Here is a 21,076-nt window from a genome sequence, read left to right as displayed (position 1 = left end):
TCTGTTTTAACGGTAGATAATCGATAAGGGCGCCTATGCAGGCGCCTTTGTTTTTATCTGGCGCTTTTAGCGTAAACCGTTACTGGTTTTTTGTTGGGAGTTTTGTTGTGGCAACAGCCTTAGATAATGCCTTGCTGAGTGATATCTTGCAGCAGGTTCGCCCGCTAATTGGGCGGGGTAAAGTCGCTGATTACATTCCGGCTCTGGCCGAAGTCTCGGCTAATAAGTTAGGCATTGCCGTCTGCACTCTGGATGGCACGATATTCCAGGCTGGAGATGCCGAAGAGCGTTTCTCTATCCAATCCATTTCGAAAGTATTAAGTTTGACACTGGCCTTATCCCGTTACAGCGAGCAGGATGTGTGGCAGCGTGTCGGCAAAGAGCCTTCCGGTCAGCCCTTTAATTCATTGGTTCAGTTGGAGCTGGAAAAAGGCAAACCGCGCAATCCATTTATCAATCCGGGAGCGCTGGTGGTGTGTGATATGTTGCAAAGCCGCCTGAGTGCGCCAAAACAGCGAATGCTGGAGGTGGTGCGCCAATTAGTGAGCGATGACAGCATTAGCTATGATACCCGTGTGGCCCGTTCGGAATTTGAGCATTCAGACCGCAATGCGGCGATTGCCTACTTGATGAAGTCTTTTGGTAATTTCGACAACGATGTGCTGACGGTACTTCAAACCTATTTCCATTATTGCGCTTTGCGCATGAGCTGTATCGAATTGGCTCGCTGTTTTGTCTATCTGGCAAATCGGGGGCACGATATCGCAGGACATGATGCTTTAATTACGCCAATGCAGGCGCGGCAAATTAACGCGCTAATGATTACCAGCGGTATGTACGATGGCGCGGGTGAGTTTGCCTTCCGCGTCGGTATGCCCGGTAAGTCCGGTGTCGGTGGGGGGATCATTGCCATTGTGCCGGATGAGTTGTGTATTGCTGTTTGGTCACCTGAATTAGATGGCGCAGGGAACTCTCTTGCAGGAACCGCTGCCTTAGAACTATTGGCACAACGCATTGGTCGTTCCATTTTTTAAAAAGGTCTGTTGGGAGTCTTATGTTACATAAAATGAAAGCGTTACGAACGGCGGGTCTGGCGGTATTGATGCTGACCGCAGGGCAGGCACAGGCTGAATATCAGTGCAGCGTAAAGCCGCAGGATGATGTGATTATCAGCCCGCAGTCGGTGCAGGTGGTGGGAGCCAGTGGTAATTTGCAGATTTCACCTGATGGCGACATTATCCGTAATGGTAAAACATTAACGCTGACTGATACCCAGCGCCAACAGGCGTTCCGCTATCAGACGGCGCTGCGTAAAGATTTACCCTGGATAGAGATGGGTGCGCAGCAACATCTGGAAAAAGCACGCGTTTCTTTAGATAAAGTGATTGTTAAAGAGTTAGGCAGCAACAGCAATGTACGTAACCGCCTGACAACCCTTAATGATCAGCTTAGGCAACAAATGAGCCGCATTATTGAGAAGCGCAGTGATGGTTTAGCCTTCCATCATCAAGCTATTGATCAGGTCGAAAAAGATGGCCGCCAGTTGGTGCAGCAAAGCATGGGTGGTGTGTTGCAAGATAGCCTGAATGAGATGGGTGTCAAACAGGCAACCAGCGGCAGTGCGGGTAATAACCCGTTACAGGCCATTATGGGCAATCTGGGCGGGTTACAGCAGGCTATTCAGAACGAATGGAACAATCAGGAGCAGGAGTTCCAGCAATTTGGTCATGAAGTGTGTGGCCGGGTGACATCGTTGGAACAGCAGCGTAAGGATTTATTGCAGGCGCTCAAATAGTCAATTAAGCAGGTTTAGACTTGAGGCGTTATCTAAACCTGCTGTTTAAAAATTAATGCTATAAAAACAGTTCTAACAGCGAGTTAAGAAATAATTTGCCTTTCTCGGTAATCTGCCAATATTCCGCTGTTTCGATTAAATACTCTTTTGCTAATGCCTCATCCAACTGCGGGCGGATAGTGCTTTCAGCTAACCCGGTAAAGTGAGTGAAATCGGCGCGCGGTGCGGCCTCTAATAAGCGGAAACGGTTCATAAAGAACTCAAAAGGCCGGTCGACTGCCGCCACTTCGTATTGCTTATCCAGATATTTACCCTGCATAAAACCGCGTGGATGTTTGGTTTTAATGGTTCGTAAAATACGCCCATCGCTGAAGGTGATTTTACCGTGAGCGCCGCAACCGATTCCCAGATAATCACCAAAGCGCCAGTAGTTCAGGTTGTGCTGGCATTGATAACCCGGCTTGGCATAAGCGGAGGTTTCGTATTGCTGATAACCGGCAGCGCTGAGGAGTTGGTGGCCCTGCTGGAAGATATCCCATAACGCATCATCATCCGGCAGCAACGGCGGGCGTGAACTGAAACCGGTGTTCGGCTCAATAGTCAGTTGATACCAGGATAAATGCGGTGGATTGAGCGCAATTGCCTGACGCAAATCATCCAGTGCCTCTTCCAGCGTTTGATCTGGCAACCCGTGCATCAAATCCAGATTGAAACTGCGTAGATTCAGTGAAGTTGCCAGCTCTGCGGCCCGTATTGCCTCATCCGGCCCGTGTATCCGCCCCAGACGCGTTAGTTTCTGCGCGCTAAAGCTTTGCACGCCGATGGAGATGCGATTAATACCGGCACGCTGGTAGCCGCTGAAACGATCAGCTTCAACCGCACCGGGATTGGCCTCCATCGTGATTTCTGCATCAGTAGCGACCGGTAACCTTGCGCGCACGCCGTCAAGCAACTGCTGCATCGCCTCGGAGCTGAGCAGGCTGGGTGTACCGCCACCGATAAAAATTGTGCTGATTTCACGGCCATTAACCAAAGGAACATCAGCATCCAAATCCGCCAATAAATGCTCTACATATTCCTGATGAGGAACATCGCCTTTCAGCGCATGAGAGTTGAAGTCACAGTAAGGGCATTTCTGTACACACCACGGAATATGAATGTAGAGACTCAGCGGGGGTAATTTAAGCATTGCGCAGCGCATCCAACATCAATTTCAGCGCCTGACCACGGTGAGATACTGCGTGCTTCTCTTCACGAGTCAGTTCTGCGGCAGTTTTACCCAGTTCTGGCACATAAAAAATAGGGTCATAACCAAATCCGGCCTCACCTGCGGGTTGGTGAGCAATCACTCCCGGCCATTGACCGTGGAATACCAATGGCGTTGGGTCTTGGGCATGGCGCATATAGACCAACACGCAATGGAATTGGGCGGCCCGCTGTGCCTCAGGGACATCTTTCAGTGCTACCAGTAGCTTCTCCAGATTTTCCTGGTCGCTGGCATCTGTACCCGCATAGCGCGCGGAATAGATACCCGGAGCACCGCCTAATGCATCAACCGCCAAACCTGAGTCGTCAGCCATAGCTGGCAAACCGGTGATTTGTGCTGCATGGCGTGCTTTTAAGATGGCGTTTTCGATAAAGGTTAAACCCGTCTCTTCGGCGGATTCTACACTCAGTTCGGTTTGCGCTACCACATCCAAACCAAAGTCGGCCAGCAAGTTTGCCAGCTCACGCACTTTGCCGGGATTGCCGGTCGCTAATACTATTTTTTGCATGGAGGGTCCTGAATTTTATGTGAGCAAACAGTTATAGCGAAATATCTGCTACTCAATCAGTGCCGCAACTTCTGGCGGAATCTGCTGCGGGTTAATGATTTTGATCTGTTTATGCCGCCCTAGCTCGCCTTTTTCGAGAATTACCTGACTTTTGGCGACCCGGAATTGTTTGGCGATAAACTTGATTAAATGGGCATTGGCCTGACCATCAACGGGTGGGGCGGTAATGGCGACTTTAAGTTCATCGCCATGTAAACCGACTATCTGGTCACGGCTGGCTTTCGGCTGAATATATAGCCTGAGCACCAGCCCGTCCAGCAAGGGAGTAACTGCACTCACAGCACGAACCAAAGCTCGCCTAGCAGATCCATACCTAAATAATTGATCAGATACAAAATAAGGATAACCACCATTGCGGAGAAATCGATCCCTCCCATCGCCGGCAGGATGCGGCGGATCGGGGCCATTAGCGGCTCAGTTAGCTGAAGCAACAAATAATCCATCGGGCCGCGCCCCTGGCTTATCCAGCTCATCAATGCGCGGATAATCATTACCCAGAAAATCAGATAACCGGCGGCTTTTACTAATGAAATAACACCGAACAGAAGGTTATACAAACTGAGAGACATCGAACTGCTCTGGATAAGCACCAATAGCGGATACTTAATGGTCATTAGCAAGAACGCCAACAGCAACGATGCACTGTCGATCGGCCCCATTGACGGGATTATACGGCGCAGTGGGCCAATAATCGGCTGGGTTATTTTGACGACAAACTGTGAGAACGGATTGTAGAAATCACTGTGAACCCACTGCATCCAAATACGTAACAGCAGTACCATCACGTACAGGTCAATGACCGTTTTGGCCAGAAAAGTCAGCGTTAGCATGAGTCGCTTTTGTCCTTAATAAAATGAGAATGTATTCGTCTATTTTAACTGCCCCTATCTTAACGAGAAAGCCTCGGGGCCAGTGTCGGATTTTGTAAATTTCGCGCGGCTAGAACAGTTTTTCCATCTCTTTAGCTCGCTTAATGGCCGCTTGCATGGCATTAGCAACGATTTCCGGCAAATGCTGTTCATTAAAGATACGAATGGCTTCGGCGGTGGTGCCACCTTTAGAGGTGACTTGTTCACGCAATGTCGACAGTGGCAATTGTGGGTTAGCCTCCACCAGCGCCGTTGCCCCTGATGCTGCTTGTTGCACCAGTAAACGGGCTGTTTCACTGTCAAAACCTAATCGCTCAGCTTCTTGTTGCATCGCTTCCATAAACAGGAAGAAATAGGCCGGAGCGCTACCTGCGGCGGCAATAATACTATTGATACCGTTTTCATCATTTACCCAGCAAACTTTACCCACCGAACTCATTAGCTCAGCAGTAAAATCACGATCACTTTGCGAAACCTGCTGCGGTGCATACAAGCCGCTCATGCCTTTGCCCACTAATGACGGCGTGTTAGGCATAATGCGTACCAGATTCAGTTTATCGCCCAGTAACTCATCGAAACGGGCAACCTGCACACCGGCGGCAATGGAAAGCACCAGCTTGCCGTTAAAATCGATATATTCCTTTAAAGGCTGGCAGACATCCGCCATTAACTGCGGTTTTACTGCTAATACCACCACTTGGGCCTTTTGTGCTTGGGCAATATTATCATTACTACTGATAACGCCGAACTCAGCAGCCAGTGCATCACGATGCTTCGCCGAAGGAGCACATACACTGATTTTGTTGGCCGGATAACCACCAGCCACTAAGCCGGCAATAATAGCGCGCGCCATATTGCCCGCGCCGATGAATGTTATGTTGCGATGTTGCATCAAATTCTCCTGTGCCCTTCGCACTAGTATGTTTAAGCGCGGGAGCCAAAAATGGCCGTACCAATGCGCACTAACGTGCTACCGGCGCTAATCGCCGCAGCCATATCATCAGTCATACCCATAGAAAGCGTATCCATCTGAGGGTAGCGGGCTTTTAAAGTCAAGAACGCCTGATGCATTTGCTCAAATACTGCCAGTTGCCGCTGATAATCACTTTCTACTGCGGGGATTGCCATCAGCCCACGTAAATTCAGATTAGGCAACTCGCTAAGGCTATCGGCTAATGCAGGTAACCCGGCTAAGGCAATACCCGATTTACTTTCCTCATCGCTGATATTGACCTGTATTAACACATTCAATGGTGGCATTGCCGCCGGACGTTGTGCGCTCAGGCGCTGCGCTATCTTCAACCGATCAACGGTATGGCACCAGGCAAAGTTTTCTGCCACTAATCGGCTTTTATTGGATTGTAGCGGGCCGATAAAGTGCCATTCAAGATTAGCGTTATTGGCAAAATAGTGGATTTTATCCACGCCTTCCTGCACGTAGTTTTCACCAAAGGCGTATTGCCCGGCAGCGATAGCTTCTTCGATGGCTGTCACAGGTTTTGTTTTACTGACAGCAAGTAAGATAACTTCTTCTGGAGAGCGTGCGCAATTGCGTGCAGCCGTTGCGATTTTTGCTCTGACATCCTGTAGATTGTGCTCAATTGTGCTCATATGGACCCAGGAGTTTGATATGGATTTCACCAGTCTGGATGACAGAAACACAGACCCGGATAACCCAGCCTTTAGTTGCATAGCAGCCAAAAGCATTGATTTAGAAAAACCTGATCTTACCGGTGAGGGTTTTAATGAACAGGACTTTATTAATAAGGTGGTGGCTAGTGTAAATCATAATGCCTCGGATCTGCACCTTTGTACCGGTTATCACCCGGTATTGCGTATTGACGGTGAGTTACAAACTTTTACTCACTGGCCGCGAGTCAGTAAACATTGGCTAAACGGGCTAAGTCAGTATCTATTAAGTGAGGTGCAACAATATCGATTACAACAACAGGGGCAGGTTGATTGCGCTTATAGCACCCCCGATGGGCAACGATTACGGGCTAATGTTTTTCATCAAAGGCTGGGGCAATCTGCCGCTCTTCGACTGATCCCCACAACCAGTCCGTCGCTGGTGGCATTGGATGTGCCGCCAATTATTAATCAGCTTATTCTACAAGTGAATGGACTAATTCTGGTGACGGGTGCAACCGGTAGCGGTAAATCTACTACGCTGAGCGCCATGATCAGTGCCATTAATCAGCAGCAGGCACGTCATATCATTACCCTCGAAGACCCCATCGAATTTATTCACTCCAATCAGTCATGTTTGATACAGCAACGAGAGCTAGGCTGCCATACTCGCTGTTTCAACAGTGCACTACGTGGCGCGCTGCGGCAGGATCCCGATATCATTTTGCTTGGTGAGTTACGGGATTTGGATACTATTCGATTGGCGCTTACGGCTGCGGAGACTGGCCATCTGGTATTGGCAACACTGCATACCCGCACCGCGACGCAGGCAATAGACCGATTAGTCGATGTTTTTCCGGCAGAAGAGAAGGCAACGATTCGGGCGCAGTTGGCGGCCAGTTTACGCGCTGTAATTGCACAAAAGTTGTGTCATAAGGCGGGTGGGGGCCGTGTGGCACTGTTCGAAGTTCTCACCCAGACTACGGCGGTAAGCCACTTGATTCGTGAAGGTAAAACCTACCAATTACCCACAGTGATACAGGCAGGCCAGCAGTGGGGGATGCAGACGTTTGAACAAAGTATGGAGCAGCGGAGAGAGCGGGGTACTTTAGCCGTAGCGCATTGATTCGGTCATTCCAGGCAAGGCTAACACCGCTGCGGTTTCAATTCGACGAATGATATGGCCTGGTGGGTTATCCGGGCCATATCAAGTCGATGCTATGGGCGTAATTAAGCCGCTGGGATCTGCTGAGTAATACAGTGAATATTGCCACCACCTAACAAGATCTCTCGAGCAGGAACACCGACAATCGCGTAGTCAGGGAACATCTGCTGCAACAGATCGTGCGCCAGCCCGTCAGTGCGGCTATCCAACAGCGGATAAATAATTTGTTGATTGCTTATCAGGAAGTTGACGTAAGAACCCGCCAGACGCTCACCGGCAGTTCGTGGCACAGCATCACTGGATAACACGTCGAAAGTCTCTTCTTCGGTGTTATACAGCGGGCCGGGTGCGGGTAACTTCCAGATTTTCAGCTTACGGCCTTGGGCATCAACCGCTTTGGATAACACCTCAAAAGCAGCAACAGATCGGGCGTACTGTGGGTCTTGCTGGTCGTCAGTCCAATGCAGAGCAACTTCTCCTGGGCGAACGAAACAGCACATATTGTCGATGTGACCATCGGTCTCATCGTTATAAACGCCGTCTTGTAACCAGATGAAATGGCTGACACCCAGGTATTCACGCAGCAACTGTTCAATCTGTGCCTGATTGAGATGCGGATTGCGGTTTGGATTGAGCAAACATTCAGCGGTGGTTAGTAGAGTACCTTCACCATCGGTATGGATAGAACCCCCTTCCAGTATCAATGGTGCGCTGTAATGGGTGCAATGCAGATGCTCACAGACCTGGACTGCCACTTTCTCATCCTGTTGCCAGTCAGTATACAGGCCACCGTTAAGGCCACCCCAAGCGTTAAATTGCCAATCAACCGCGCGGCGTTCACCGGCAGCGTTGATGACCATTGTCGGGCCAGTGTCACGCATCCAGGCGTCGTCACTGGCCATTTCGACCAGCGTGACGCTGGCAGGTAGGGTTGCTTTGGCCTGTGGCATAAATTCAGCGGGCACGCCCATAAATACTGGCGTTGTACGGCTAATCGCTTCGGCAACTTTGGCAAATGTTTGTTGAGCAGGGATACCTTTACCGCGCCAGTTATCCTGACGATATGGCCACAGCATCCAGACGGCATCTTGCTTTGCCCATTCAGCAGGCATAAAGAAGCCATCCTGCTGTGGTGTGCCTGCTAATGCCTGGGTTGGTAAAATCGTGTCTTGTGCCGCCATCATTATCTCCGGGTCTTGCCGTCAGAAGTGGCTAACACTTGATACATTTCTGGGCGGCGATCGCGGAACAGGCCCCATGAAGCGCGTTGGGCTGCAATTTCTTGTAAATCAAATTGATGCACCAAAACAGTTTCGTCGGTTTTGTTGGCCTGAGCCAGTAGCGCACCGGTTTGATCAGCAATGAATGAAGAGCCGTAGAAGGTCATTTCTAACCCATCGATATATTTACTTTTCTCGGTGCCAATACGGTTAGAGGCAATCACAGGCACCAGATTAGCGGCAGCATGGCCTTGCTGAACACGAGTCCAGTGCGGTTGGCTGTCAATGTCGGGGTACGCGGGTTCGGAGCCGATAGCCGTCGGGTAGAAGATTACTTCAGCGCCAAGCAGTGCCAGACTACGGGCAGTTTCCGGGAACCACTGATCCCAACAAATACCGACACCCACTTTGGCATAGCGGGTCTGCCAGACTTTAAAACCGGTATCGCCCGGAATAAAGAATTGCTTTTCTTGATAGGCCGGGCCATTAGGAATATGAGTTTTGCGGTATACATCCAATACTAAGCCGTCAGCATCAATCATAACCAGCGAGTTATAATAGGCGTTGTTGGCTTTCTCAAAGAAACTCAGTGGCAATACCACTTCCAGCTCGGCTGCCAGCTTGGAAAAATGTAGAATAAGTGGGCTATTGTCCAGCTCTTGGGCCAGCGCATAGTGTTCCGGGCTTTGATCAATGCAGAAATAAGGTGCCGCAAACAGCTCCTGAATCAGAATTATCTGCGCGCCTTTGGCGTGGGCTTGTCGCACCAGTTTCTCGGCATTTGCAATGTTCTTAGGCAGATCCCAGGAACAGGCCATTTGAGTCGCAGCAACAGTTACTTTTGTCATGAGAAAACCTCAATAAATGTAAAAAACACCCGCAAGGGGGGCGCAATATTTTGAGCCGCTGATTGGCATAGGTTCAGTATACAATTCTGTGGGTATGGGTGTCATGTTATGCAAAGATTGTAGTGGTTGGCCGCGGAAACAGTAAATGGAAAATAGCAGATATGAAGGTTAAATTAGTGTGTTCAAGCCTGCCTGTTCGTCAAACCAACTTTCCAGAATAATCACCGCAGAGGCGGCATCAACACTGCCTTTATCCAGCGCACGGTAACCGCCGCTGTCGAATAAATTAGCGCGAGCCTCCACGGTACTGAGGCGCTCATCCTGTAAGGCTATCTGTACACCAAAACGGCCATGAAGACGATTGGCAAACCGGCGAGCACGCGCTGTTAGCGGTTGCTCGGTACCATCCATATTCAGTGGCAGACCAACCACAACTAAATCAGGTTGCCACTCTTTCAGCAGTTTTTCGACTTTCTGCCAATCCGGTGTGCCGTCTTGCGCTTTAAAGGATGTCAGGGCGCGAGCCGTTCCGGTCACTTCCTGACCGATAGCCACGCCGATACTTTTGGTTCCAAAATCAAAGGCGATAATGGTGCGGTTAGACATTATGCGTGTCCTGCCTGCGGAGCAATATTAAAGATATTAATACCCAATTTATTGGCAGCGGCCTGCCAACGTTCAGCAATCGGCGTGTTAAATAGGATATTGGTGTCTGCTTCAGTGGTTAGCCAGGCGTTATCCAGCAATTCCTGTTCCAATTGCCCTTGCTGCCAGCCCGCATAACCGAGTGCTACCAACAGATTTTTAGGCTGCTCTGATGTACCAAATGTCTCTAACACATCTTTAGAGGTGGTTATCATGGTTTCAGGAGAGATAGGAATACTGGAGCCAAACCCTTCTCGTGGCGAATGCAGAATAAAACCACGGTCTTCTGCCAGTGGCCCGCCCGCTAATACTGGTTTATCCAGGCGTATTGATGGGTCACGAGGCGTTGGCGTGATATTCAGTTTCTTCAATACGGTTTCTACCGTGAACTGCTCCAAGGGTTTGTTAATGACCAACCCCATCGCCCCCTCATCATTGTGCTCGCAGATATAGACAACCGAGCGCTTAAATTGAGGATCCTGAAGTGAAGGCATAGCAATAAGAAAATGATGCTGTAAATTCATTATGTTATAGAGAGGATTCGCTGAGTTAATGAATGAAATACTGCCAGTATGCGGATAAATGCGGATAAAGTCACGGCTCCCCTTCGTCCTTGAAGCCGCAGGGTTGTTAGCTGTGCTCATGATTCGGCCCATCCTTGGGCCTTACTTTTATGAGGCCGCGGTAAGCGGCGCTCAAGTCATTTTTTGGTTATTTGTTTGCTAACCGCACTTCGATGGCATCCATCAGCATGCCGGTAATCGACACATCCGGGAAGGCGGCTTCAATTTCACGAATGCAAGTCGGGCTGGTGACGTTAATTTCCGTCAGACGATCGCCGATGATATCCAATCCGACAAAAATTAAGCCTTTTTGCTTCAGTACCGGTGCAACCGCGCGAGCAATTTTCCAGTCACTTTCACTCAGTGGGCGGGCTTCGCCACGGCCACCGGCTGCCAGATTGCCGCGGGTTTCGCCTTGCGCCGGAATTCGCGCTAAACAATAAGGAACCGGTTCACCATCGACCACCAGAACACGTTTATCGCCTTCTTTAATGGCCGGCAGAAAATTCTGCGCCATACAGAAACGGCTGCCCAGCTCTGTCAGTGTTTCAATAATAACCGACAGGTTAGGGTCATCCTGCTTCACGCGGAAGATTGAGGTGCCACCCATACCATCTAGCGGTTTTAGAATAATATCGCCGTGTTCCTGATGGAACTTGCGGATATGGTCTTTACTGCGGCTGACCAGTGTGTCTGGTGTGAGTTCAGGGAACCACGCGGTAAACAGCTTTTCGTTACAGTCGCGCAGGCTCTGTGGCTTGTTGACCACCAGCGTGCCTTTATCTTCTGCACGTTCCAGAATATAGGTGGCGTAGATGAACTCAGTATCAAATGGCGGATCTTTACGCATCAGAATGACATCAAGATCATGCAGCGCGATGTCTTGCTCTGTGCCAAAACTGAACCAGTCGTCTTTGTCCTGTTTTACATTCAGCAGGCGGGTGCGAGCGCGGCCGTCACCACCACGCAGGTAAAGGTCACCCATCTCCATATAATGCAGTTCCCAGCCACGCTGCTGCGCTTCCAACAGCATAGCGAAGCTGGAGTCTTTCTTGATATTAATGGACGAGATTGGGTCCATTACGATGCCGAGCTTGATCATTCTTTTCTCCTAACGGGAACGAATTTTATCCCAGATCGCCAAACCGCACCTGTAAAGCAGTGATTGCGGTAAGGGCGGTAGTTTCGGTACGCAGCACTCGCGGCCCTAGCAGGATATCAGTAAATCCAAGGCGTGAGGTCATGGCAATTTCATCGGCGGAAAGGCCGCCTTCCGGGCCAATCAACAAACGCACTTTGTTGAGTGACGAGGGGAGGGTGTTAATGCTGTTGCTGGCGCGGGGATGCAGATTCAACTTAAGGCTGTCATCTTGCTCTGCACACCATTCAGATAGCTGCATTGCTTCGCGGATCTCCGGGATCTTATTGCGCCCGCATTGCTCACAGGCCGCAATAGCAATCTTCTGCCACTGCTGAATTTTCTTTGCCAGACGCTCACCATCGAGCTTAACGCCGCAGCGTTCGGAAAATAGCGGAGTAATCACATTGACACCCAGTTCAATGGATTTCTGGACGGTAAACTCCATTTTCTCGCCACGAGAAATTACCTGACCTAAATGCAGATTTAGTGGTGATTCGCGGTCTTCCAACAGCCCTTCAGCGATGCGTACAATCAGGTTTTTTTTATCGGCGCGGATAATTTCGGCGGTGAAAACCTGATTGCTGCCATCAAAGAGTTGCAGATTTTGACCTTCAATCATGCGCAGCACTCGGCCCACATGATTGGCCGCTTCATCGCTGAGTGCCAGTTCAGTATTTGCTTGCAAAGGCTGCGGATGGTAAATGCGGGGTATACGCATGAGTTGATCGACGTCCTGAAACGAAAACATACCGTGTGGCAAATGGCACCACACGAAATAAATAAGTGCCTAAGGATACCAGAGGCAGGGATGTCTCAGCCAATATACTAGATTAGCCTTTTTGCTGCTGGCAAGCGCGTTGTACATAAGGGTTATGATTCCCTTGTGCTTTTGCGACGCGCTCATCATGTAGACATTCCCATTCTGTTACCGGATAGAGGCGGTTCCAGGCATCAAACAGCTTGCTTTGCTGGCTGGAAAGCCGCAACTGGTACTGGTCGCGCATATAAAAATAGGTACGCGCAATCGTCCCGCGTGCGCGAACCGGAGGCTCTGCCAGCTTGTTTTTGAAATCAACTTTCATCGCACACTGACCATATTGGCCGTCGCCGCCATTCCATTGGGAATACATAAAGTTGTTGCGATCACCATTCACTTCACCGATAGCCGGTTGCAGATTATGCAGGTCAGTCTCTATCTGACGATAAACAGGATCTTTTGTGCAGTTTTTGCGACCACCTTCCTGCCAGCATTGGCGCTGATGACCAAATTGCCAGGCGGGAACCACATGCTCCCATTCGATTCGCGCAGCTCGTTGGGCATTTTTTCGCGGCTGATAGCCACAACTTTGTAGATCCGGGATACCCTTTTTACCTTGCCAATCAATGCGGCAACCACAGTAGAAACTACCGGGCGCATCCTGATTGATTTTGGCAGCCACCGCTTTTGCCTGAGAAAAGTTATTGATACTTTGGCTGTAGCCGGGGAGCGCAAGCAGTGGGGAGAACAAAACCAGCAGGAATAGAAGTTTGCGTAACATATCTCAAAACAGCCCGATGATGAAAAACAGGCAGGTTATAGATAATATTTATGGATGGCAAATTAACGTGCTGTTTTATAACAGGTAACGTTAATTACTAACGGCTTTTTACCACCGTAAATTGCAGTTTTTCGCCACATTGACGGCAGCGATATTCGCTCTCACCACGTTGCACTTTATTGTGGCGACGAATGGTTAAGGCGTGTTGCTGGCACTTGCATTGGTAATTGAAAGTCTTACTGCGCACAGAGGTGACTTCAAACTGATGAGTGCGGCTGGCTGGGACTTGCAATACCTGTTCCATCATCCAGCGCCACTCTTTACCATGCGGAGGAACGCGACCAAATTGGCGATAAACCAGCAAATGGGCCAATTCGTGGGGCACAACTTCATCAATAAAAGGCTGCTGATTTTCCAGCAATAATACCGGATTAAGGCGAATTTCGAAGGATTGCAGATAAGCGCTGCCCGCGCTGGTGCCGCGCTGATGGTAGTTAATTTTTGGCTCCGGATAGTCGGTGCCAAGATGCTGATTTGCCAGCTGTAATTTGTGGCGCAGACAGCACATAACGGCTTGCTGTAACGCGATGGGGATTCTAAATGCACTCATATCGCGGAAGAATAAAACGGCAGATAACCAGATGCAAGCCAGTAGTTTGGTCTATTCTTAATGAAATAGTATATAAAAAAATATAATATGAAAATATATAATGAAATTTCAACACCTGAGATACACATGAATAACAATAAAATGATCAGTATGACTCTGATGAGGCATGCAGCAGGGCAAGCCTGTGATGTGCTGCGAATATTGGCGAATGAGGATCGGTTGTTATTACTGTGCCAACTAAGTCAGGGGGAGAAGGCCGTTGGTGAATTGGAAGCGGCACTAGGCATTCACCAACCGACACTTTCGCAACAGCTCGGTATTTTGCGCTGTGATGGGTTGGTAAACACCCGCCGAGAGGGGAAACGCATATTTTATTCCATCGCTGATAGCAAGATATTGACGCTGCTTGAGGTGTTGTATCAGCTTTATTGTCCACAACAAGAGGTGAGTGATGACTATTGATTGGGCTAACTTTACGCCCTACAGCGCACTGGCTGGTGGGGCTATTCTCGGCGGGGCTGCTGCTATTTTTTTGTTATGGAATGGCCGTATCGCAGGTGTCAGCGGTATTTTAGGTGGTTTGCTGCCGCCGAAAATCGGTGATGTTTTTTGGCGTGTCGCGTTTGTTGCCGGATTGATGGCCTCTCCTTTGGTTTACTCCCTGTTTACCCCGCTACCTATCATCCAGATTGATAGCAGTTTACCTGTTCTGGTTCTGGCCGGATTGCTGGTCGGGATTGGGACTCGCTATGGTGCCGGTTGTACCAGTGGCCACGGTGTTTGTGGGTTAGCCCGATTATCACCGCGTTCATTGGTCGCCACCTTGAGTTTTATGCTGTCCGGTTTTATTACGGTGTGGTTGGTTCGTCATCTACTGGCTTAGGAACAGATTATGAATATATTCTTCTCATTGCTGGCGGGGCTGCTCTTTGGTTTGGGGCTAATAGTGGCCGGTATGACTAACCCTGTGAAGGTTCTGGGGTTTCTCGATATTGGCGGCCAATGGGACCCATCACTGGCTCTGGTGATGATGGCGGCTGTGGTTGTCGCGACACTGGCCTTTCGCTGGGCAAAAAAACGTAACGCCACTTGGCTAGGACTTCCTCTTAACATACCAACGTCTACCCGCGTGGATCGGCGTTTAATGGGCGGTAGCGTGTTATTTGGTATCGGCTGGGGGTTGGCAGGGATATGCCCGGGGCCTGCGTTGGTGCTCCTGGGCGCGGGGATGTACAAAGGTGTCATCTTTGTCGCCGCGATGCTGGCAGGAATGGCAATATTCAGCTTGATTGAGCGCTATCGAAAGTCATAAAAAATCAAGCATAAAAAAAACCCGGCTGGCGGGGTTTTTTTATTGAGATCTTACCGTCTGAAAGTTATTTCAGGCCAGCAGCTTCTCGCAACAAGTCGGCTTTGTCGGTATTTTCCCAAGGGAACTCTTCACGACCAAAGTGACCGTAAGCGGCGGTTGCTTTATAGATCGGGTGCAGCAGATCCAGCATCTTGATCAAGCCATAAGGGCGTAAGTCGAAGAATTCGCGCACCAGAATAATTAACTGCTCGTCTGAAACTTTCCCGGTACCGAAGGTTTCCACCATGATCGAGGTGGGTTCTGCAACGCCGATGGCGTAAGAAACCTGAATTTCACAACGATCGGCCAGGCCCGCGGCGACGATATTTTTTGCTACGTAACGTGCGGCATAAGCAGCAGAACGGTCAACTTTGGATGGATCTTTACCAGAGAATGCGCCGCCACCATGACGTGCCATGCCGCCGTAGGTATCAACAATGATTTTACGGCCGGTCAGACCACAGTCACCCATTGGGCCACCGATCACGAAACGGCCCGTTGGGTTGATATGATATTTAGTACTTGCAGTGAGCCACTCGGCGGGCAAAATCGGCTTGATGATTTCTTCCATCACCGCTTCTTGTAAATCTTTCAGACCGATATCTTCTGAATGCTGAGTTGACAGGACTACCGCATCAATCCCGACAATGTTGCCGTTATCATACTGGAAGGTGACCTGGCTTTTTGCATCCGGGCGCAGCCACGACAACGTGCCGTTTTTACGCACTTCAGCCTGACGTTGTACCAACCGGTGAGCATAGGTAATGGGGGCTGGCATTAAAACGCTGGTTTCGTTGGTGGCGTAGCCAAACATCAAACCCTGATCGCCCGCGCCTTGCTCCAGTGGGTCTGAGCGGTCAACTCCTTGATTGATATCAGGAGATTGCTTACCAATCGCACTTAAAACGGCGCAAGAGTTGGCGTCAAAACCCATCTCAGAATTAACATAACCGATTTCGCGCACGGTATTACGGGTGATCTCTTCGATATCTACCCACGCGCTGGTGGTGACTTCACCACCCACCATGACCATACCCGTTTTGACATAGGTTTCGCAGGCAACACGCGCTTTCGGGTCTTGTTCAAGAATCGCGTCAAGAACTGCATCAGAAATCTGGTCCGCAATTTTATCCGGATGCCCTTCAGAAACTGATTCTGACGTAAATAGGTGTTTAGCCATTATCTTCTTTACCTTGAAATACAAGTGAAAAGTCACTGCATAGCGCTGAGTTTCAGGTAACAGAAACCTCACTTAATGAAGTATTCTGATACGTTGATATCTCGCAACGCCTCTTTAGGCAAAGCCTTAGCAGTTTATCCCATTCGTACCTGGCGCCGCAGCTAACAACCTTGCAACACCACGTTTTTGGGAATATCAATTTAGAAGCCTTGCATGATTTGTCGCATACTCAGCATTCTGGCAATTAGAATCTTTGGATGTATTAACATCTGGACGTCTATTTTAGGTCAGCTTTTACCCTTAATGCCAGCCCTTTTTGCATCAAGATATTTCTTGCTTTAGTTGTCAGTTGATTTATTTACCGCTTGATACACTTGCAGGCCATTTTCATTTTGCATTTTGCTCGCATTATAGGTATAAACTGCGCGCGCAGCTTATTTGATATGCAATGATGAAGATGGCAGAAGATGACATTAGCTCATTGTGAGATTCGCGGAGTTTTACACTCAGGCGCTTAACGGCGATGAGCACTAAAATAGCGGCGTCATCGAACTGTTACTTAATTTGTCTATTATCTATTAATAAGGTCTTGTCCGTTCATTGAGAGCGGCATGCGTGGAGGTGGTTGGATTAATGATCCGTTGTCTACTGGTTGCTGCACATCAACAGCTGCGTCGTTCTGACGTTCAATCTCCCCTTGCAACCTTCCTTTCTTGTACACCATCAAGGCGATGTTACACCCACATGGGTGCGACTCAGGATTCGCGGGCGGGTTAATCACCGTCTGAAGCACTGAATCCGGCTAGCTTGAGGACTTTGCGGCTAATCCGATTCACAAAATCTCAATACGTATTTACAGTCAAACGTATTTTACATTTAAACGTGTTTTACCCTGTTTTGGGTAATGAATAGCTGAGATAAACCGCTTGTGGGGCGCGCTTTTTAGTGCAATCTTCTGCCAGTTTGGCATTCACGCGGCTTGTCCTTGCAGGTTGTGGCTGCGATAGTGGCTGACTTTATCGTCAGTATCGCAATAGAGGCGAATTATGTCTGATGATAACTTGATTGGCCGTCCGGTAGCTGCGGGCGCACATGTTTCTTTACGCTCCATGCAGGAGGTTGCCATGAATGACCGCGATGCCAGCAAAATGCTGAGCACATATAACGTCGCCTATTGGGGTGGCAACTATTATGACGTCAATGAGTTGGGTCATATTAGTGTTTGCCCTGATCCAGATGTCCGTGAGGCGCGTGTCGATTTGGCACAACTGGTTAAAGGAATGCAGCTTGAACAGGGGCAACGTCTGCCTGCGTTATTCTGTTTCCCACAAATTTTGCAGCACCGTTTGCGTTCAATCAACGGTGCATTTAAGCGTGCGCGTGAGTCTTTCGGCTACGAAGGCGATTATTTCCTGGTTTACCCGATTAAAGTCAACCAGCATCGTCGGGTGATTGAGTCACTGGTGAACTCCGGTGAACCGTTAGGGCTGGAAGCGGGTTCTAAAGCTGAAATGATGGCAGTGTTAGCTCATGCTGGCATGACCCGTTCGGTTATTGTTTGTAACGGCTATAAAGACCGTGAATATATTCGTCTGGCGTTGATCGGTGAAAAACTGGGCCATAAGGTTTATCTGGTTATCGAAAAGATGTCAGAAATCAAAATGGTACTGGAAGAGGCTGAACGTCTGAATGTTGTGCCGCGCTTGGGTGTGCGTGCGCGTTTGGCATCACAAGGCTCCGGTAAATGGCAGGCGAGCGGCGGTGAGAAATCTAAATTCGGTTTGTCAGCAACTCAGGTGTTACAACTGGTTGATATGTTGCGTAAAGCCAATAGCCTGGAGAGCCTGCAATTACTGCATTTCCATTTGGGATCTCAACTATCCAACATCCGTGACATCTCCACAGGTGTGCGTGAATCTGCCCGCTTCTATGTGGAATTACACAAACTGGGTGTCAATATCCAGTGTTTCGATGTGGGTGGTGGTCTGGGGGTGGATTACGAAGGGACACGCTCCCAATCCGATTGTTCGGTTAACTATGGCCTGAATGAATATGCCAATAACGTTATCTGGGGTATCGGTGATGCCTGTAACGAGCATGGCTTACCACATCCCACCGTGATTACCGAGTCTGGTCGTGCTGTAACTGCGCACCATACTGTGCTGGTATCCAATGTTATTGGTGTGGAACGTAATGAGTTCAGCGAACCACAGGCACCGGAAGAAGATGCACCTCGTGCGTTGGAAAGCCTGTGGGATACCTGGCAGGAGATGCAGGAGCCTGAAAATCGACGTTCACTGCGTGAATGGCTGCATGATAGCCAGATGGACTTACATGATGTGCATAGCCAATATGCCCACGGCATACTGGACCTGACACAACGCGCTTGGGCAGAGCAGATGTATTTGAGCATTTGTAATGATATCCAGAAGCAACTGGACCCAAGCAATCGCGCGCACCGGCCCATTATTGATGAACTACAAGAGCGCATGGCTGATAAGCTATACGTGAATTTCTCGTTGTTCCAATCCATGCCTGATGCATGGGGTATCGATCAGCTCTTCCCGGTATTACCGCTCGAAGGCTTGAATAAGCCGCCAGAGCGCCGCGCGGTATTGCTGGACATTACCTGTGACTCAGACGGCACTATCGACCACTATATCGACGGTGACGGTGTGGCAACCACCATGCCGATGCCGCCGTATGATGCAGAGAATCCTCCACTGCTGGGCTTCTTTATGGTGGGTGCGTATCAGGAGATTCTGGGTAATATGCACAATTTGTTCGGTGATACTGCCGCAGTAGATGTGTATGTGTTCCCTGACGGCACGGTTGAAGTCGAGCAGACTGACGAAGGTGATACCGTCGCAGATATGCTGGAATATGTGCAGTTGAATCCGAAAAAATTGCTAAACCAATTCCGCGATCAAGTGAAAGAAACGGATCTGGATGCAGAATTGCAAACTCAATTTATGGAAGAGTTCGAAGCGGGTTTGTACGGTTATACCTACCTTGAAGATGAATAACGGCTAGCGGGTTATCCAATATTGACGAAAGGGCAAACGCAAGTTTGCCCTTTTTGTTTGTGCTGTTACTGGTTATTCAGCGGATATCAACCACACTAATGTTAGTGATTTATGGTGACAATCTGAGGGGGCTTTAATGGGATGGGTTAGTGTTTGTAAGGCCAATTACGTCAAGCCGGACTCTCCTTTCTCCGCTCAGGCTGAGGGTAAAAGCATCGGTATCTATCTGGTGAATGGTGAATATTTTGCGATGGAGGATATTTGCCCTCATGCCAATGCATTGTTAAGCCAGGGGTTTATGGAGGGTGAAACAGTCGAATGCCCATTGCACGGCGCATTGTTTGATGTACGAACCGGATACTGTCTGCGCGAACCCGGTGATCGGGATTTAGACACCTACCCGGTGCGCATCAATGGTGACCAGATCGAGGTCAATCTGAGTATAGATCTTCAAGGATGACAAATAAGCAGTGACGAAGGTTCAGCAGTGAGTCATAACGCCCGCATAATCACGAGCGTTATAATTATAAGCTACTTGGATTTACTTCCCGGCAGCGATACGTTGGCGGATATGATCGGCGCGCCCTTGTGATGATGGATGATCATCAAACATGCTGCTGGAGCGGCCAGCCTCCATCGTTGCCAGCTTCTCAAAGCTGGTGACCAAACCATTTGGATCGATACCGCGTTTTTTCAGCAAATCAAATGAGTAATCATCGGCTTCGCTTTCTTGCTTTTGTGAGAATTGCGCATTAACCAGTTTTTCACCGATATCGGCCAACTGAGACTGGGACAACTGACCGGTAACACCGCCAGCAGAGGCTGCGGCAGTGCGCAGGGCGGTGGTGCCGTAAGCCACTTGCATCGCTTTACGGGTATGGCCTAACGCCACATGGCCCATTTCATGGCCGAGTACGCCTTCGACTTCATTGTCGGTCATCATGTCCATCAGGCCGCTGTAAACACGAATACAGCCATTTGCCATCGCCCAAGCGTTCACGTCTTTAGTGACATAAACCTTATAGTTAGCTGGCGTACCATTGATGTTATCCCCCAATGCGGCTGAGATTTTGGCCAGACGTTTTGCATAGGTGCTGTCTGCCGGTGCTATTTGAGCCTTCTGATCCATTTCTACGCAAGATTTATCACTGAGCGTTTTGACATCAGCATCGCTCAGGGTTGCGGCCTGAAACGCTTGTGCGCCCGATTGCATCAAGCCATCAGCACTCATATTCTGGCAACCGCTAAGCAGTGCCGTAAGGCTTAGTGCAATCATTGAGGTACGAATTTTCATAACACTTTCTTCCTGTGGTCATGCCATTTTTATCATTAGATAAGGCAATTTTGCTGGCGATAATAATTTATTAAGGGCGAGGATCTGTTTACCCTCATTATCCCTAAGTCACTATCACATTATTGCCAACTATCGCATTAATAGCTGTTGAATCGACGACGGTTGTTCTACTCTGTCGGCAATAGGTCTTGCCCGAAATAGTCGTTGCAACGTATGGTTTGTATCGGTCTATTTGCAAAAACGAATACTTCCAGCCGCACCGAGCGGTTAATTTGCTCATTGTTTGGCTAAAAACGCAGCGAGGTTAGCGCGCCTTGGGCGTTACAGCTATAGCTTTATTCTGAAAATCAGCAAATTCCATTGGTCA

At 49.2% G+C, this 21,076-nt stretch carries 25 protein-coding genes; 9 read left to right on the top strand and 16 right to left on the bottom strand.

Translation table 11 applies throughout. The annotated features are described in order from the left end of the window. The first annotated feature begins 107 nt into the window (after positions 1–107). Together glsB and AT01_RS08640 are read left to right on the top strand one after the other, a co-directional pair. Positions 108–1,034, top strand: coding sequence for a glutaminase B (gene glsB, locus AT01_RS08645; RefSeq protein ID WP_042548552.1), 927 nt, complete (start codon positions 108–110; stop codon positions 1,032–1,034). A gap of 20 nt (positions 1,035–1,054) precedes the next feature. Further along, positions 1,055–1,795, top strand: coding sequence for a YggN family protein (locus tag AT01_RS08640; RefSeq protein ID WP_004703520.1), 741 nt, complete (start codon positions 1,055–1,057; stop codon positions 1,793–1,795). A gap of 58 nt (positions 1,796–1,853) precedes the next feature. On the opposite strand, the gene hemW is transcribed toward AT01_RS08640, so the two are convergent. The 6 genes from hemW to AT01_RS08610 form a co-directional block, all read right to left on the bottom strand. Continuing rightward, entirely contained in the window at positions 1,854–2,984 is a 1,131-nt protein-coding gene (gene hemW / locus AT01_RS08635) for a radical SAM family heme chaperone HemW (RefSeq protein WP_042546849.1), read from the bottom strand. Continuing rightward, complete coding sequence (locus tag AT01_RS08630; protein WP_042546848.1) at positions 2,977–3,570, bottom strand: XTP/dITP diphosphatase; 594 nt, start codon at positions 3,568–3,570, stop codon at positions 2,977–2,979. Before AT01_RS08630 ends, hemW begins: the two co-directional genes overlap by 8 nt. Positions 3,571–3,618: 48 nt before the next feature. Continuing rightward, the gene (yggU, locus tag AT01_RS08625; protein ID WP_042546847.1) at positions 3,619–3,909 is read right to left on the bottom strand and encodes a DUF167 family protein YggU; all 291 of its coding nucleotides are present in this window, start codon (positions 3,907–3,909) and stop codon (positions 3,619–3,621) included. After that, a complete protein-coding gene (locus AT01_RS08620) occupies positions 3,906–4,460 on the bottom strand; it encodes a YggT family protein (protein WP_004703512.1) in 555 nt (184 codons plus the stop codon). Before AT01_RS08620 ends, yggU begins: the two co-directional genes overlap by 4 nt. A gap of 109 nt (positions 4,461–4,569) precedes the next feature. Further along, positions 4,570–5,391, bottom strand: a complete 822-nt coding sequence (gene proC / locus AT01_RS08615) for a pyrroline-5-carboxylate reductase (RefSeq protein WP_042546846.1) — start codon at positions 5,389–5,391, stop codon at positions 4,570–4,572. Positions 5,392–5,423: 32 nt separating this feature from the next. Then, positions 5,424–6,110: a YggS family pyridoxal phosphate-dependent enzyme gene (locus AT01_RS08610; RefSeq protein ID WP_042546845.1), complete on the bottom strand. Its 687-nt coding sequence runs from the start codon at positions 6,108–6,110 to the stop codon at positions 5,424–5,426. 19 nt (positions 6,111–6,129) lie between these two features. Between AT01_RS08610 and AT01_RS08605 the strand changes: the two genes are divergently transcribed. Beyond that, complete coding sequence (locus AT01_RS08605) at positions 6,130–7,254, top strand: type IV pilus twitching motility protein PilT (RefSeq protein ID WP_042546844.1); 1,125 nt, start codon at positions 6,130–6,132, stop codon at positions 7,252–7,254. Between the two features lie 104 nt (positions 7,255–7,358). Here AT01_RS08605 and aguA read toward each other — a convergent pair whose 3' ends face one another. The 8 genes from aguA to AT01_RS08565 form a co-directional block, all read right to left on the bottom strand. After that, a complete protein-coding gene (gene aguA / locus AT01_RS08600; RefSeq protein WP_042546843.1) occupies positions 7,359–8,474 on the bottom strand; it encodes an agmatine deiminase in 1,116 nt (371 codons plus the stop codon). A gap of 2 nt (positions 8,475–8,476) precedes the next feature. Next, positions 8,477–9,361, bottom strand: a complete 885-nt coding sequence (gene aguB, locus AT01_RS08595; RefSeq protein WP_042546842.1) for an N-carbamoylputrescine amidase — start codon at positions 9,359–9,361, stop codon at positions 8,477–8,479. A 168-nt stretch (positions 9,362–9,529) separates the two neighbouring features. Beyond that, the gene (ruvX, locus tag AT01_RS08590) at positions 9,530–9,967 is read right to left on the bottom strand and encodes a Holliday junction resolvase RuvX (RefSeq protein WP_042546841.1); all 438 of its coding nucleotides are present in this window, start codon (positions 9,965–9,967) and stop codon (positions 9,530–9,532) included. Then, positions 9,967–10,530 carry a YqgE/AlgH family protein gene (locus AT01_RS08585; RefSeq protein WP_004703504.1) on the bottom strand — a complete coding sequence of 188 codons (564 nt, stop codon included), beginning with the start codon at positions 10,528–10,530 and terminating at the stop codon, positions 9,967–9,969. The genes ruvX and AT01_RS08585 overlap by 1 nt, the downstream gene beginning before the upstream one ends. Positions 10,531–10,717: 187 nt before the next feature. Next, positions 10,718–11,671 carry a glutathione synthase gene (gshB, locus tag AT01_RS08580; RefSeq protein ID WP_042546840.1) on the bottom strand — a complete coding sequence of 318 codons (954 nt, stop codon included), beginning with the start codon at positions 11,669–11,671 and terminating at the stop codon, positions 10,718–10,720. A 25-nt stretch (positions 11,672–11,696) separates the two neighbouring features. Beyond that, positions 11,697–12,428: a 16S rRNA (uracil(1498)-N(3))-methyltransferase gene (rsmE, locus tag AT01_RS08575; protein WP_042546839.1), complete on the bottom strand. Its 732-nt coding sequence runs from the start codon at positions 12,426–12,428 to the stop codon at positions 11,697–11,699. 112 nt (positions 12,429–12,540) lie between these two features. Continuing rightward, positions 12,541–13,248, bottom strand: a complete 708-nt coding sequence (endA, locus tag AT01_RS08570; RefSeq protein WP_042546838.1) for a deoxyribonuclease I — start codon at positions 13,246–13,248, stop codon at positions 12,541–12,543. Positions 13,249–13,345: 97 nt separating this feature from the next. Continuing rightward, complete coding sequence (locus AT01_RS08565; protein ID WP_042546837.1) at positions 13,346–13,858, bottom strand: SprT family zinc-dependent metalloprotease; 513 nt, start codon at positions 13,856–13,858, stop codon at positions 13,346–13,348. Positions 13,859–13,984: 126 nt separating this feature from the next. Between AT01_RS08565 and AT01_RS08560 the strand changes: the two genes are divergently transcribed. From AT01_RS08560 to AT01_RS08550, 3 genes are read left to right on the top strand one after another with little or no spacing between them, the layout of a single operon-like run. Next, on the top strand, positions 13,985–14,320 hold the full coding sequence (locus AT01_RS08560) for an ArsR/SmtB family transcription factor (RefSeq protein ID WP_042546836.1): 336 nt from the start codon (positions 13,985–13,987) through the stop codon (positions 14,318–14,320). Continuing rightward, a complete protein-coding gene (locus AT01_RS08555; RefSeq protein ID WP_042546835.1) occupies positions 14,310–14,741 on the top strand; it encodes a YeeE/YedE family protein in 432 nt (143 codons plus the stop codon). Before AT01_RS08560 ends, AT01_RS08555 begins: the two co-directional genes overlap by 11 nt. A 9-nt stretch (positions 14,742–14,750) precedes the next feature. Beyond that, on the top strand, positions 14,751–15,170 hold the full coding sequence (locus AT01_RS08550; protein ID WP_042546834.1) for a DUF6691 family protein: 420 nt from the start codon (positions 14,751–14,753) through the stop codon (positions 15,168–15,170). 64 nt (positions 15,171–15,234) lie between these two features. Here AT01_RS08550 and metK read toward each other — a convergent pair whose 3' ends face one another. After that, positions 15,235–16,389: a methionine adenosyltransferase gene (gene metK, locus AT01_RS08545; RefSeq protein ID WP_042546833.1), complete on the bottom strand. Its 1,155-nt coding sequence runs from the start codon at positions 16,387–16,389 to the stop codon at positions 15,235–15,237. A gap of 633 nt (positions 16,390–17,022) precedes the next feature. On the opposite strand from metK, the gene AT01_RS22645 reads away from it, so the two are divergent. The 3 genes from AT01_RS22645 to AT01_RS08535 all read left to right on the top strand — a co-directional run bounded on the left by AT01_RS22645 (position 17,023) and on the right by AT01_RS08535 (position 19,875). Then, positions 17,023–17,166: a hypothetical protein gene (locus tag AT01_RS22645; RefSeq protein ID WP_418394564.1), complete on the top strand. Its 144-nt coding sequence runs from the start codon at positions 17,023–17,025 to the stop codon at positions 17,164–17,166. Positions 17,167–17,435: 269 nt separating this feature from the next. Next, positions 17,436–19,415 carry a biosynthetic arginine decarboxylase gene (gene speA, locus AT01_RS08540; RefSeq protein WP_042546832.1) on the top strand — a complete coding sequence of 660 codons (1,980 nt, stop codon included), beginning with the start codon at positions 17,436–17,438 and terminating at the stop codon, positions 19,413–19,415. A gap of 136 nt (positions 19,416–19,551) precedes the next feature. Further along, the gene (locus tag AT01_RS08535; protein WP_042546831.1) at positions 19,552–19,875 is read left to right on the top strand and encodes a non-heme iron oxygenase ferredoxin subunit; all 324 of its coding nucleotides are present in this window, start codon (positions 19,552–19,554) and stop codon (positions 19,873–19,875) included. 81 nt (positions 19,876–19,956) lie between these two features. On the opposite strand, the gene loiP is transcribed toward AT01_RS08535, so the two are convergent. After that, positions 19,957–20,709 (bottom strand): metalloprotease LoiP, encoded by a 753-nt coding sequence (gene loiP / locus AT01_RS08530; RefSeq protein WP_004703487.1) that lies wholly within the window; start codon positions 20,707–20,709, stop codon positions 19,957–19,959. Positions 20,710–21,076: the final 367 nt, after the last annotated feature.

Source organism: Yersinia aldovae 670-83, from assembly GCF_000834395.1.
In the GTDB taxonomy this organism is placed as follows: domain Bacteria; phylum Pseudomonadota; class Gammaproteobacteria; order Enterobacterales; family Enterobacteriaceae; genus Yersinia; species Yersinia aldovae.
Note: the sequence above shows the minus strand (reverse complement) of the source record. Positions and strands in the feature narration are given on the sequence as shown.